Genomic DNA, 13706 nt, shown 5'->3' with positions numbered 1-13706 from the left:
GCCGCGACGTGTCGTCGCGGCCGCCGCGCCGGCCTACCGGATCTCGAGGTCGTAGACGGAGTAGCCGTACGGCGTGGCCCGTTCGACACCGTGGAGCCGGACGTACCGCCAGGACCCGTCGAGGGTGTGCCGGTCGGTCCCGCCGTCCCCGTCCGCCTCGTCGGCGAGCGTGGTCCACCGGTCGTCGCCGGGGTTCCGCGCCTCGATGCGGTAGGCCCGGCCGAACGCGTCCTCCCAGCGGACCACAGCGTCGTGCAGCTCCCGGGAGGCACCGAGGTCGAGTGCCAGCCACTGGTCGTCGGTGTGCCCGCTCGCCCAACGGGAGCCCGGGTCGCCGTCGACGGCGTTCCGGGCGGGGACGCCGTCGCCCTCGTCGGCGGACGACGACACGGCGGCTCCGCGCGCGAGGTCGGGTGTGGGGGCACCGCGGGTGGAGTACACGCGGAGGTCCCAGACCGACACGCCGTACTGCGTGTTCCGGGTGTCGGCGAGCAACCGGACGAAGCGCGCCGGGACGCCGTCGAGCGGGTGCGCGGTCCGTCCGCCGTCACCGTCGACCTCCTCGGCGACCGTGCGCCAGTCGTCCTGGGCGTCGTCACGGACCTGGATCCGGTAGTGGTCGGCTGACGCGGCCTCCCAGTCGATCTGGACCTGGTCGATCGGCAGCACGGCGCCGAGGTCGACGGCCAACCACTCGCCGTCCCGGGCAGCGCTCGACCACCGGGTCGCCCCGTCCCCGTCGACCGCGTTCCCGCCCGCGAGGTCCCCGCGCTCGTCGGAGGACGTCGTCACGGGCTTGCCGGTGGCGACGTCCCGTGACGGGCCGGCGGCGGATCCGTCCTCGGCCGTCCCGGCCAGCGTCGTCACGGTGGCCCGCCCGGAGGCGCCACCGACCGTGGCCGTGACCGTCGCCGTGGCGCCGCCCTCGGTCGGTGCGGTGACCACGCCGCCGCCGTCGACGCTGCCGCCACCCGCGACGGACCACTCCGGGCGAGCGGCACCCAGTCGGCCGCCGTACCCGTCGCGGTCGAAGCCGTACGCAGCGAGGCGGACGTCGTCGCCGGGCCGGACGGTCGTCGCACGCGGGGCGACGAGCACGTCCTCGACGTCGACGGCCGACGCGGCCGGGGTACCGGAGACGTGCACCTCCCAGATCGAGTAGCCGTACCCGGTCAGTCGGTCGGTCATGTGCAGGCGGACGAACCGGGTGGTGGTCCCGACGTCGACGGTGTCCCTGGCGGCCGTCGTCTTGTCGACGGTGCGGACGTCCCGCCACTCGTCGTCGGCGGTGTCCCTGACCTGCAGCACGTACCGGGCCGCGGCGGCGGCCTCCCAGTCGACCTGCACGGTCGTGACGTCGATGGGGCGGCCGAGGTCGATCGTGTAGTCGACGTCGTCGGTGCCGTGGGCGCTCTCCCACCGTGTGGTGGAGTCGCCGTCGACGGCCTTCCCGGCCGTGTTGCCGCCGTCCGTCGAGCTCGCCTCGACGTCCGCGCCGGCCGCGGCGTCGGGGACCGTCGCCACCGAGGCGACGACCGCCGACCCCTCCACCTCGCCCGCGCTCGCGACGACGTGACCGGACCCGGGCGAGGTGGTCGTCACGGTGCCGTCGTCGGAGGCGGTCCCGGCTCCGGTGTACGACCACGAGACGTCCCGAGGCAGGGCGGCCCGGTCGCCGTACTGGTCGTGGCCCGCGGCGCGGAAGCGTCGGGGTTCCCCGACGACGAGCCGGTCGAACCCGGGCGAGACGTCGATGCCGGTGAGGACCGGGGCCGGACCGACGCGGAACCGGTACGACCCGTGGACGTCACCGACGGTGGCGGTGACGGTGGCCGCGTCCGTCGGCGTCGTCGCCCGGAAGACGCCCGAGCTGCTGACGGTGCCGCTGGTCGTCGACCACTCCACGTCGTCGAGGGGGATCGTCGCTCCGTACTGGTCGTACCCGGTGGCGGTGAAGGTCGTCGTGGTGCCCGGGACCAGGGTCTTCGGGTCGCCCTCGGCGCGCACGACGACCTCGGTCAGGCGGGCGTCCATCCGCGACGTGATCTGCGTCTGCGCGGGGACCGCGATCTGCCCGATGACCTCGGAGCCCTCGTACACGTCGTAGGTGTGCTGCACGGTGTCCGGGTTGTCGAGCACGTAGCTGATGGTGCCGTCCGCGGCACGGAACACCTGGCTGAGCGGGTCGGAGGTGTGCCGGTCGGTGACCTCGGTGCCCACGGTGCGGTTCGACATGGCCTGGTGGTAGACCAGTCCGGCCATCGACTGCCCGGTGACGGCAGGGTCGTCCGCCTCCCACAGCGCCGCGTGCACGTCGGCGTAGGTCGTGGGGTCGTACTGGGCGAGGAACCCGAGGACGACGTTGCCGAGCGCGTCACCCATGCCGCTGAACACCGTCGCGGCGTGCTCGGTGTCGACGCCGGGCGTGTGGTCCGTCAGGTCGACGCCGTAGAGCCGGTCGATGGTGGCGGTGTCGGCGCGGAAGTCGTCGACGAGGAACGGCATCAGCGGGGACGGCACCGGCCAGTCCTTCGGCAGCCGGTCCGCGGTGGGGCCGTCGAGCTGGGCGGGGACGAGTGCCGCCGGCAGCGTGTCCGGGGTCCAGTACCGGTCGGGGAACACCACCCGGCCGTCGCCGTCGACGCTCACGAACAGGGTGTCGGTGGCCGGGTCGTAGAGCGGGTTCGACGCGGTGCGTCGGGTGACGTACCCGGGGTGGTTCGTCTCGACGGCGCGGACCGCCTCCTGCAGTTCGCCGATCGCGGCCGGACGGTCGCGCGTGATCTTCGCGTCACCGTACGTCCCGACGCCTCACCACTTCTTGGTGAGCATCTGGATGCGACCGGCGTTGCCGTCCGTGACCCCGGCCTGCCCGAGTACCCGGGGCCGGGCGGCCATCATCTGCCGCATGACCGCCTTCGAGAAGTCCGGGTCCCACCCGAAGTAGTCGAACCACGGCGCGGTCGGCATCCACTGGATGCCGTAGATCCAGGCAGGGTCGCCCGAGAAGTACGTGGCGTGGGCCTGCCCGGAGTCGAACAGGATCCCCGCCTGGCCGTGCTGGTACGCGTCCGGGAACGCCCCGTTGCCGTCGTACGACGCCGACGCCGGGTTGCCGCGTACGTTCTGCCAGTAGTCACGGACGGCGGCGCGTTCGGTGACGTACTGCATCGCCCCGGTGGCCTGCATGTCCTCGTCGCCGAGGACGGTGCCGAGCAGGAACAGGCCCGCCTCGGACTGGATCGCCTCGGACGACGACTCCTGGTTGTTGCCGCCGGGGGAGGACACGCCGCCGGCGTTCGACCGGCCCTCCCACACCCCGTACGTGCGCAGGTACGGGAAGCGCGCGTCGTCACGGTCCCAGTTCGCGTACTGCTTCGCCACGAGCGTCGCCATGCCCTCGTACCGGTCCGCCCACGCGGGGTCGACCCGGCCGAGCAGGGCCGTCGCGACGGCGAAGTAGCCGTAGTGGAAGTGGTTGTCGTTGAACTGCGCCGACCCGTACGAGTCAGCGAACCCGACGAGGGCCTTCCACGTCGGGTACATGGCGAAGAAGTGCTCCTTCTCGCCGTCCGTGTACGTGTACCAGTCGGTCAGGGCGGTCTCGAGCGTCTCCTGCAGTGCCGCCGCGTCCTCGGTGTCGCCGATCTGCCGCGCGATGGTCATGTACTCCGCGAGCTGCAGGACGTCCTTGCCGCCCCAGTACGTGTCCCCGCCGTAGGTGGTCTTCGCCGCGTAGTCGTGCAGGTACTCCCGCATGACGTCCTCGGAGTACGCGTCATCGCCCACCGCCTCCGGGTCGGCACCGATCGGGGTGATGCCCGTGAACCGGTAGTCGAGCGTCCACCCGTCGTGTCCGACCGTCGTCTTCATCGTGCCGCGCGGCGTCGCGTAGGTGGCACCGGTGAACCGCAGGTTCGTGGTGGCGTCGGCGTACTGGTGCTGCAGCCACCCCTGCACCGTGTCGTGGTCGTCGCCCTGCAGGGGTTCGGTGTCGATCGACCACTGCTGGCGGACGTTCGCGGCGGCCGCGTCGTAGGAGTACTCCATGGTCGTGTCGCGGGGCACGGCGAAGGCGGTGCGGTGCAGGTCGTCGAGCGTGAGTCCGTCCTCGGGGACGGCGCTCAGCACCAGGTACGGGGTCCCGCCGGACGCCTCGACGGTGTTGCCGACACGGGTGAACGTGGTGCCGTCCGGGGCGTGCACGCCGAAGACGTGGCCGTCCTGCCGGATCTCGAACCGGTCGGTCTCGGCCGGCAGGTCGAGCGGTCCACCGTCCCCGTCGGTGATCGTCGCGCCGTCCTGCAGGGTGATCCGCGGTGTCATGCCGTGGAACTCGAACCACTCGTACGGCGACCCCTGCACGCTCGTGACGTCCATGTACTGGCCGCCGGGCCCGTCCTGTGGCATCCGCCAGCTGACGTTCCAGTCGCCCCACCGCAGCGCGTCGGCGCGGGCGGCGCTGAAGGCCGTCGAGAACCGCTCGGCCACACCCTCCGGCGCGTCGGTGAGCAGCACCTGGTCGAGCAGGACGTGGGCCCATCCGGCAGGCAGGTCGTCGACCACCCGCAGCTGCGCGCGCTGCCCGCGGTGCGCCGACACGTCCCACGTCTCCCACCGGAGCTCTTCGCTGTCGGCCCCGGTGCTGCTCGCGACGACGTCGCCGTCGACCAGAAGCTGCACCGCTTCGTGGTCGGGGTGGTTCCCGCCTCCGACGAGGAACGCCAGGGTCGACCGGTCGATCGTGAACGACGGCGAGGTCAGGGTGCCGGTCGCGCCGTCGCCGTCCGCGTCGGTGAAGGAGTTGAGGAGACCGTCGCCGAGCCACCCGGCGACCGCGCTCTGTCCGGCGTTGGTGCCGGTCGCGGTCCGGGTGAACGCGTCCCCGGTCGCGACCCACCCGCTCGGCAGGCCGTCCTCGAAGTCCGCCAGGACCCGGTCGGACGCGTCCGGAGTCGGCTCGACCGTCCCGCCGACCGTCACCGGGGCCTCCAGGCGCATCGCCGTCCCGTCGCTGTTCCAGCGGGTGGGGATGGTGACCTTCGTCCCGGCGGCACTGTTCGACGAGACGAACGGGTACGCCCACATGTCGCCGGAGTACTTGCTGACCAGCAGGTCGGTCCACCACTGGTTCGTCGGGACCGGCTCACCCGCCCGGGACGGGTCGATGTACAGGCGCTGGTCCAGCGTCTTCCGCACGTCGGCGATGTCGGTGATCGTCGACGGCGGGGTCGGCGCGTAGGAGCCGTCCCCGACACGGACGCCGTCGGCCGCCGGACCAGCGGGTGGCGCCGCTGCCGCATCGGTCCCCGCGCCGACACCGGAGTCACCGCGGTCGACCACCGAGGGTGCTGCCGGGTCGCCCGGCGCTCGCCGCGGAGCGGTGTCGGCCACGGCCGGTGCGACGCCCGTGACCGCGAGGGTCACGGCGGCGACCGCAGCGGTGGCCGCGAGGACGGTCCTGGTACGGAGGGTGGGACGCGGTGTGCTCACCGGTGACTCCTGTGGGAGAAGGGCCGAGCACGGCGGACGCGTCCGGTGCTCGACGGGGTGCGGGAGGTGCGGGACCTGCACCCGGACTGATCGGCAGGTCCGGTCGCTTCGTCAGCAGACCGTCGGGCCGATCCTGCCCCGGGCCGGCACGGGCGGCACGGGTGCTCGGTCGAGGCCTCGTGGTGGACCCGGCACCACCGGTGTCCGACAGTCACCTCCCTGGTGGTGGGACCGGCGCCGCTCTACCGTGGGCGGGTGACGAGGACCGACCGGACGGACCCCCTGGCGCTCGGCGTCGCACCGTGGACGTTCCTGCTCTCGCCGACACCGTGGCGGTCCGTGCTCGCGGTGGCCGTCACCGCGGCGCTCGGCCTGGTCGTCACGGCTCCCGCCGTCGCGACCTGGTTCGCCGCGCCCTTCTGGGCCGTGCTGATCGCCCGCTTCGGCCGGTGGCTGCCGCTCGTGCTCGGCCTGCCGCGGATCCAGGACCCACGGCGGACCGGCCGCGATCGGGGCGTGACCCTCCGCGACCGCGTCCGCGACCCGCTCGTCTGGTCGGAGCTCGGGTACCTGCTGGTGTTCGCCGTCGTGGCGACCCTCGGGTTCGTCCTGGTCGTGCTCGCGCTGCTGGCCGTGACGACCGCGGCCGGCGCCGCCACGGGGATCCGGCCGCCCGCCGACGACGTCCTCCGGACCTGGGTGGCCGGGCTGGGGCTCGCCGCCCCGGTCGTGCTGGCGGCGTCGCTCGTCGCCCTCGTGGCCGTCCTCTACGCCGTCACCGTGCTCGCCGTCGTCCACGCGAGGGCCGCCCGGGCGCTGCTGTCCGGACGCGCCGAAGCGCTCGCCGACCGCGTCGAGGAGTTGACGTACTCCCGCCGCGCACTGCTCGACGGGTTCGACGCCGAACGCCGACGCATCGAACGGGACCTGCACGACGGCGCACAGCAGCAGCTCGCCGTCCTGTCGATGAACATCGGGCTCCTCGCCGTCGACCTCGACGAGGCCGAGCGACACGGCGGTGGCCTCGGCCCCGTCCGCGAGGCACTCGACGAGATCACCGGCAACGTCGAGGACGCGGTCGAGGCACTCCGCACGAGCATCCGGGGCATCCACCCCCGCGTGCTCGTCGACCACGGCCTCGGCGCGGCGGTCACGGAACTCGCGTCGCGCTCGCCGCTGTCCGTGCACGTCCGCGTCGACCTGCCCGTCCGGCCACCCGCACGGGTCGAGACGGCGGCGTACTTCGTCGTCAGCGAGGCCCTGACGAACGCGTCCCGCCATGGCCGGGCTCGGACGGTGTCCGTGACGGCGACGACCGGTGCGGACCGGTTCCGCCTGGAGGTCGCCGACGACGGCGTCGGGGGAGCGGCGCTGCGCCCCGGCGGCGGGCTCGACGGCCTCCGGGAACGCGCGACCGTGCTCGGCGGGACGTTCGCGGTGGACAGCCCCGACGGCGGCCCGACGACGCTCCGGTTCACCGCGCCCCTGCACGAGGACGAGCGGGGAGCCGCAGAGTCGTGATGCAATGGCGGTCGTGAAGATCTTCGTGGCGGACGACGCGGTCCTCCTCCGGGAGGGACTCGTCAGCCTGCTGGAACGGTTCGGGCACACGGTCGTGGGGACCGCGGCCGATGCGCGAGGGCTGCTCGACGGCGTCTCGGCCCTGGCCGCGGCGGGGGAGGCGCCCGACCTCGTCCTCACCGACGTGCGGATGCCGCCGACCGGCACGGACGACGGACTGCGCGCCGCCGTCACCCTCCGACTTCGACACGACGGACTCGCCGTCGTGGTGCTGTCCCAGGTCGTCGCCGACGCGTACGTGCAGGAGCTGCTCGACGACGGCCGGGGCGGCGTGGGCTACCTGCTCAAGGACCGGGTCGGCAAGGTGCCGGCCTTCCTGCGGGCACTCGAGACGGTCGCCGACGGCGGCGTCGTCGTCGACCCGGACGTCGTGCGGCACCTGACCCGGAGCCGATCGGCGGACGGCCCGCTGGCACGGCTCACCGCGCGGGAGGCCACCGTCCTGGGCCTGATGGCCGAGGGGGCCTCGAACGCGGACATCGCGGGGACACTGCACCTGTCCGACGCCGCCGTCGCCAAGCACGTCGGCAACGTGTTCACGAAACTGGACCTGGCACCGGACGACGCGAACCGCCGGGTCCGAGCGGTCCTGACCTACCTGCGCGAGCGGAGCGGCGCGTGACCACGATCGGTCTGCGCCGGATGGTCCCGCGTGACCCGGCCCAGCGCCACCGCGCAGCCAGCCCGTTGGAACTGCTCTTCGACCTCGTGTTCGTCGTCGCGGTGGGGCTCGCCGCGACGAACCTGCACGAGATCGAGGCCGAGGGCGAGATCACCTCGGCGGTCCTGTCCTACGGGCTGGTGTTCTTCTCGATCTGGTGGGCGTGGATGAACTTCACCTGGTTCGCCACGTCCTTCGACACCGACGACTGGCTCTACCGGGTGATGACGGTCGTCCAGATGGCGGGTGTCCTCGTGCTCGCCGCCGGGGTGCACGCGGTGATGGTCGACGGCGACTTCACCGTGGGCATCACCGGGTACGTCATCATGCGGCTCGCCCTCGTCGGCCAGTGGATCCGCGCCGCCGTCTCGTCCACGCGCTTCCGCCCGAGTGCCGTCCGCTACGCGGTCGGCATCACCGCCGTGCAGGTCCTCTGGGTGGCCTCCCTCGCGCTCCCGCACGACCTGCGGCCGGTCGCGGCACCGCTGCTCATCCTGGCCGAGGTGCTGGTCCCCGTCTGGGTCGAGTCCCGGTCGGAGACCACACCGTGGCACACGCACCACCTGGCGGAGCGGTACTCGCTGTTCACCCTCATCGTCCTCGGCGAGGGGCTGCTCGCGTCCTCGAACGCCGTGATCGACGCGCTCGAGCACACCGAGCACCTGGCATCACTGCTCACCCTCGCCGCCTGCGGACTCGTCATCACCGTCGGCATGTGGTGGATCTACTTCTCCCGCGAGCAGCACGACCACATCCGCTCGTTGCCGACGGCGCTCGTCTTCGGGTACGGCCACTACGTCGTCTTCGCGGCGGCGGGCGCGCTGCCGGCCGGCCTCGAGGTGGCGATCCGCGCCGACGGCGGCCGGGTGGAGCTGTCGTCGTCCGCGGTGGCCGCGACGGTGGCGGTCCCGGTCGCCCTGTTCGTGCTGTCGATCTGGGCACTCGCCATCCGGCCGTCGCTGTCCCGGCCCGCGAACACCGTCGTCATCGCCCTCACCCTCGCCGTCCCGGCCTCGGTCGCGGTACCGGCCCTGTCGCTCCCGGTGACCGCGCTGCTCGTGGCGGCCGTCGTCGTGACGCTCGAGGTCGCGTCGCCGCGGGGGATGCGCGCGCCCGGCGCTCCCGTCACGGTGCCCTGACGCCCGCCGAGCGCACCGCTCGGCGGGCCGTGCCGGGCTGCCGTCGGGCTCAACCCTGCCGACGCCGTCCCAGCGTGAGCCGGGCCCACCGGTACCCCAGCCCGACGACCGTGACGACGACCCCGCCCACGATCGAGGACACGGGCAGCGCCGCCACGAGGACCACGCACCCGAGCGCACCGGCCACGGACAGGAGGCGCGGGTAGCGCCGGTCCCGCCGCTCCTGCGTCCACGCGGCCACGTTCGCGACGAAGTAGTACAGCAGCACGCCGAACGACGAGAACCCGATCGCCCCGCGCAGGTCCGTGACGGCGACGAGGACGCACACGACGACGCCGAGCGCCACCTCCGCCCGAGCCGGGACGCTCGTCCGCGGGTGCACGGCCGCGAACCACCCCGGCAGGTCCCGGTTCCGCGCCATCGCCAGGCTCGTCCGCCCGATCCCCGCCACCATCGCCAGGAGCGCACCGAGGGAGGCCGCCGCGGCACCCACCTGCACGACCACGTCCGGCCACGCCTGCCCGGCCGTGGCGACGACGGACCGGAGCGGCGCTGCCGACGCGGCCGCGCCTCCCGGACCGATCGCGTGCAACGTGGCGACCGCGACGAGCGCGTAGACCACCAGCGTGACGGCGAGTGCCGTCGTCACCGCGCGCGGGATCGTCCGGGCTGGGTCGAGCACCTCTTCGCCCAGGGTCGCGATGCGGGCGTAGCCGGCGAAGGCGAAGAACAGGAACCCCGCCGCCTGCAGGACACCGAGCGGGGACACCTCGGAGCCGGGGACGGCCGTGCTCGGACCCGTGTGCGTCAGACCGACGACCACGACGACGGTCAGCGCGACGAGGGACACCACGACGAGCACCCGCGTGAGCCACACCGTCCGGGTGACGCCGAGCGTGTTCACCACCGTCAGCGCCACGACGGCCGCGATCGCGACCGGCTTCTGCCACGGCTCCGGGGCGACGTAGGCGGCGAACGTGATGGCCATCGCCGCGGAACTGGCGGTCTTGCCGATGACGAACCCCCACCCGGCCGCGAACCCCGCCCACGGGCCGAGCCGCTCGCGGCCGGAGACGTAGGCGCCGCCCGACGTGGGGTACTGCGCCGCGAGCTGCGCCGACGAGGTGGCGTTGCAGAACGCGATGCAGCCGGCCACGACGAGGCCGAGCAGCAGGCCGGACCCGGCCGCCGACGCCGCCGGGGCGAACGCGGCGAACACGCCGGCACCGATCATCGACCCGAGGCCGATCACGACGGCGTCACGCAGCCGCAGTCGACGCGCGAGTGCACCGGTGGTGGGAGGAGACGTCACACTCGCAACCGTGCCAGGTCCAGGTGAACTGGACCCCCTGCCTCAGGCTGCGTGGCGACCGAGCGAGACGGCCTCGACCGGGGTGTCCCGCAGCTCGCGCCCACGGAACCACCGGAGCAGCCAGTCCGCCGGCGACCCCGACAGCCCGGCCGGCAGGCCCCCGCGGCGCTGCAGGAAGTCGCTGAACCCCGGCTCGTCGCGGAGCTCGGCGTCCGAGGGGTTGCCGAACGCCATCGACCAGCCGTCGAACCGGCGGGCGGCGATGTCCTCGCGGCTGAGCGAACGGACGTCGGTGTGGCGGGGGTCCCGCTGGATCGCACCGAAGCGGTCCTCGACGCTCCACGCCGGCCCCTCCAGGACCTGCATGAACCGACCTTCCTTCGCGACGAGCAGCCCGGAGACGCCGAGCGCGTCGTTCTTCAGACGGGCGTCACGGAGCAGGTCGACGAGCTGCGCGTCGGTGAGGTCGTCGACGGCGACGGACATGTAGACGAGGGAGAGCATCGCCTCACCATCCCCCGCGTCACCGAGAGCGGTCAACCGCGCCCGCGACGAGAGGCCGGATCCCGCACTCGAGCCCGCAGCACCGGCACCGCCGCGTCCCCTGCCGTTCACCCGCCGTGCCTACCGTCACCCCTGATGGCACCGCAGCACGGCCCCTTCCGCACCGACGTCCACGCGATCCGCGCCGTGGCCGTCGTGCTCGTGCTCGTGTACCACCTCGACGTCGGCTGGCTCCGCGGTGGTTTCGTGGGCGTGGACGCCTTCTTCGTCGTCTCCGGGTTCCTCATCACCGGCCAGCTCGTCCGGGAGCTCCACGGCACCGGACGCATCGACCTCCCCGGGTTCTGGGCACGCCGCGCCCGCCGCCTCGTGCCCGCCGGACTGCTCGTCCTCGCCGTCACCGCCGTCGCGTCCGTGCTGCTGTTCCCCCGCGAGGACTGGCCGACCCTCGGCACGCAGCTCGCCGCCAGCGCCGTCTCGGTCGAGAACTGGGCGCTCGCCGCGTCGAGCACCGACTACCTGGCGGCGGGGGACCCCTCGACGCCGTTCGAGCACTTCTGGTCCCTCGGCGTCGAGGAGCAGTTCTACCTGCTCTGGCCGATGCTCCTGCTCCTCGCCTGGGAGGCCGGCCGACGCGGTGTCGTCCGCATGCGGGCGGTCGCCGCCGTCGTGGTCGTCGTGGTCGTGGTCTCCCTCGTCTGCTCGGTCGTCCTCACCGCCACGGACCCCGCCCCCGCCTACTTCTGGCCGCACACCCGGGCGTGGGAGTTCGGCGTCGGCGCGCTCCTCGCACTCGTCCCGGCACCGACGGCGGCAGCCCGCCCGCGAATCGGCACCGGAGCCGCCGCCGTCGGCTGGGTCGGACTCGTCGCCTGCGGGCTCCTCCTCACCCCGTCGGTGCCCTACCCGGGCATCGCCGCCGCCCTCCCCGTGGTGGCGACGGCCCTCGTGATCGCGGGGCGCAACGAGGACCGCACGCTCACGCGCCTCACCACCCTGCCGCCGGTCCGTTGGCTCGGCCGGGTCTCGTACCCGCTCTACCTCTGGCACTGGCCGGTCGCGCTCCTGCTGCCGCGCGCCGTCGACCTGCCGACGCCGGCGCGGGTGGCCGCCACGGTCCTGCTGGCCGGCGTGCTCGCGCACCTGACCACCGTCCTGGTGGAACGACCGGTGACGACCGGGAGGCTCGCCCGCCTCCGTCCGCGCGTCACCTTCACCGTCGTGGCCGCCGGCACCGCCCTGGTGCTGCTCGCCCCGACGGCCGGGTGGGCAGCACTGACTGGGCAGCTCCGCGAGGACAGCGCCCTGGCCGCGGAGCTCAGCACCGACGGCGACCGGTGCTGGGGCGCCGCCGCGATCGCGCCGGGCAGCGGGTGCGCCGTCAGCGGCCTGCCGGGCCGGGGCACGACCCCGTCGACGATGACGGCGGCGTACGACGTCGACCCGACCTGGGACGACTGCGAGGCCGACGCCACCGTGGTGCGCAGCTGCGTCGTCGGCGTGCCGGGCGGTACCCGTGTCGCGCTCGTCGGGGACTCCCACGCCCACCAGTGGTCCTCCGCCCTCATCGCCCTGGCCGAGGAGCGTGGGTGGGAGCTGCACCTCGTCGTGAAGGGCGGGTGCGAGTTCTCGCACGTCGACTGGTCCGACGTGTCGGACGCCGACCGGAGTCGGTGCGGTACCTGGAACCGGGCCGTCGACCGGTCCCTCGCCGCAGAGGCACCGTTCGACCTCGTGTTCACGTCCTCCCGGGCCGACCTGCGGGGGGAGCCGGTGGGCTCGGACCCGGCGAGGAGCGCGCTCGAGGGGTACCGGGCCTCCTGGCAGCCCCTCATCGACCGGGGCGCCACCGTCGTCGCGATCCGGGACACCCCGGCCGCCGGCAGCGGGGTGCAGCGCTGCGTCGACGAGCACCCGGACGACGTCGGCTCCTGCAGCATCGACACCGAGCGGGCCTTCGCGGCGGAGGACCGGCTGGTGGACGCGGCGCGAGCCACACGGGGGGCCGTCGTCGCCGACCTGACCTCCTCGTTCTGCACCGCGGGGTCCTGCCCGGCGGTGATCGGGAACGTGCTCGTGTACCGGGATTCGCACCACCTGACGCGCACGTACGTCACGACGCTGACCGCAGCGCTGGGGAGTCGGACGGACGTGGCCTTGCGTGACGCAGGCTGAGCGGTCGCAGGCGCGCCGGACAGCCCTCGGCGCCGCTGCCAGGCTGGGTCGATGGACGACAGTGCACAGCGGTGGGTGCAGCGACTGCGCGATGGCGAGGTGCCGCCGACGTGGCGGATCGTCCTCGTGACGTCGCTCGTCTCGGTGGTCGGTGCCTTCCTGCTGTGGGAGCTGTTCGTCCACCCGGCGGTGACGCAGGGGATCGCTGACGCGTCGAGGCGGAGCGGGATGTTGCTGCTCATCCCTCCCGTCCTGGTGCTCACCGGTCCGGTCGTGGCGCTCATGGCGTGGTCGTCCGGTCGGCGGGATCGACGGACCCTCGCCCACATCCGTGCCTCGGGAACCGAGCCGGCGTTGCACCTCCCCGTCGAGAAGCGCGCCCTCGTGACCACCGAGGAGTTCGCTGACCCGAAGCCCGTCGTCTGGACCGTGGACGACGCCGGGTTGCACGGTTGGTCCCCGGGCCACGAGCGGCCCGTCCACGAACTGCCGTGGGAGCGCATCCGCTCCTTCGCCCTGGCGGAGACCCAGGAGAGAGGCCGACAGCGGTACTGGGGGATCTGGGTCAACACCTCACGCGGCCATGTCGTGCTCGTGCCCCGGACGACGCTCTGTCGTCCGTTCGGTGCCGGCCAGGCGAAGCTCGATGCGCTGGTGCAGGTGCTGCGTTCGCTCCGCCGCGAGATCGACCGAACGTCCACAGCTCGGGACACCCCTCCCTCCGCAGCAGCACGAGCCCCCGCGCTCACACAGCACGGCGACGAGCACGCGAGCAGCGGGCCACGGGACCGGGGGACACCGCGTTGGGCTGACGGCCAGTGGCCGCCGGGTAGCCATTGAT

Annotated in this window: 9 protein-coding genes; 5 read left to right on the top strand and 4 right to left on the bottom strand. The window is 73.4% G+C overall.

Translation table 11 applies throughout. The features are described 5' to 3' along the window. Positions 1-33: 33 nt before the first annotated feature. Both DEI83_RS02775 and DEI83_RS02770 read right to left on the bottom strand, forming a co-directional pair. Positions 34-2649 carry a discoidin domain-containing protein gene (locus DEI83_RS02775; RefSeq protein ID WP_111080273.1) on the bottom strand — a complete coding sequence of 872 codons (2616 nt, stop codon included), beginning with the start codon at positions 2647-2649 and terminating at the stop codon, positions 34-36. Positions 2650-2811: 162 nt separating this feature from the next. Continuing rightward, positions 2812-5493: a glycosyl hydrolase gene (locus DEI83_RS02770; RefSeq protein ID WP_111080272.1), complete on the bottom strand. Its 2682-nt coding sequence runs from the start codon at positions 5491-5493 to the stop codon at positions 2812-2814. 255 nt (positions 5494-5748) lie between these two features. Here DEI83_RS02770 and DEI83_RS02765 point away from each other — a divergent pair, with 255 nt between their 5' ends. The 3 genes from DEI83_RS02765 to DEI83_RS02755 are packed head-to-tail and all read left to right on the top strand — an operon-like array spanning position 5749 to position 8874. Further along, the gene (locus DEI83_RS02765) at positions 5749-7014 is read left to right on the top strand and encodes a sensor histidine kinase (protein WP_146243221.1); all 1266 of its coding nucleotides are present in this window, start codon (positions 5749-5751) and stop codon (positions 7012-7014) included. 13 nt (positions 7015-7027) lie between these two features. Next, the gene (locus DEI83_RS02760; RefSeq protein ID WP_220036748.1) at positions 7028-7696 is read left to right on the top strand and encodes a response regulator transcription factor; all 669 of its coding nucleotides are present in this window, start codon (positions 7028-7030) and stop codon (positions 7694-7696) included. Beyond that, a complete protein-coding gene (locus tag DEI83_RS02755) occupies positions 7693-8874 on the top strand; it encodes a low temperature requirement protein A (RefSeq protein ID WP_258371024.1) in 1182 nt (393 codons plus the stop codon). Before DEI83_RS02760 ends, DEI83_RS02755 begins: the two co-directional genes overlap by 4 nt. Before the next feature lie 49 nt (positions 8875-8923). Here the strand turns inward: DEI83_RS02755 and DEI83_RS02750 are convergent, their stop codons facing one another. Both DEI83_RS02750 and DEI83_RS02745 read right to left on the bottom strand, forming a co-directional pair. Then, positions 8924-10186, bottom strand: a complete 1263-nt coding sequence (locus tag DEI83_RS02750; protein WP_111080269.1) for an APC family permease — start codon at positions 10184-10186, stop codon at positions 8924-8926. Between the two features lie 42 nt (positions 10187-10228). Then, a complete protein-coding gene (locus DEI83_RS02745) occupies positions 10229-10690 on the bottom strand; it encodes a BLUF domain-containing protein (RefSeq protein WP_111080268.1) in 462 nt (153 codons plus the stop codon). A 135-nt stretch (positions 10691-10825) separates the two neighbouring features. Between DEI83_RS02745 and DEI83_RS02740 the strand changes: the two genes are divergently transcribed. Then, positions 10826-12865, top strand: a complete 2040-nt coding sequence (locus DEI83_RS02740) for an acyltransferase family protein (protein ID WP_111080267.1) — start codon at positions 10826-10828, stop codon at positions 12863-12865. Between the two features lie 51 nt (positions 12866-12916). Next, positions 12917-13705: a hypothetical protein gene (locus DEI83_RS02735; protein ID WP_111080266.1), complete on the top strand. Its 789-nt coding sequence runs from the start codon at positions 12917-12919 to the stop codon at positions 13703-13705. Position 13706: the final 1 nt, after the last annotated feature.

Source organism: Curtobacterium sp. MCBD17_021 (genome assembly GCF_003234525.1).
Taxonomy (GTDB): Bacteria; Actinomycetota; Actinomycetes; order Actinomycetales; family Microbacteriaceae; genus Curtobacterium.
Note: the sequence above shows the minus strand (reverse complement) of the source record. Positions and strands in the feature narration are given on the sequence as shown.

What these genes read in the sequence shown, in the direction of transcription:
- DEI83_RS02745 (WP_111080268.1), bottom strand. Translation starts at nt 10,690, where the DNA reads ATGCTCTCCCTCGTCTACATGTCCGTCGCCGTCGACGACCTCACCGAC.
- DEI83_RS02740 (WP_111080267.1), top strand. Translation starts at nt 10,826, where the DNA reads ATGGCACCGCAGCACGGCCCCTTCCGCACCGACGTCCACGCGATCCGC.
- DEI83_RS02735 (WP_111080266.1), top strand. Translation starts at nt 12,917, where the DNA reads ATGGACGACAGTGCACAGCGGTGGGTGCAGCGACTGCGCGATGGCGAG.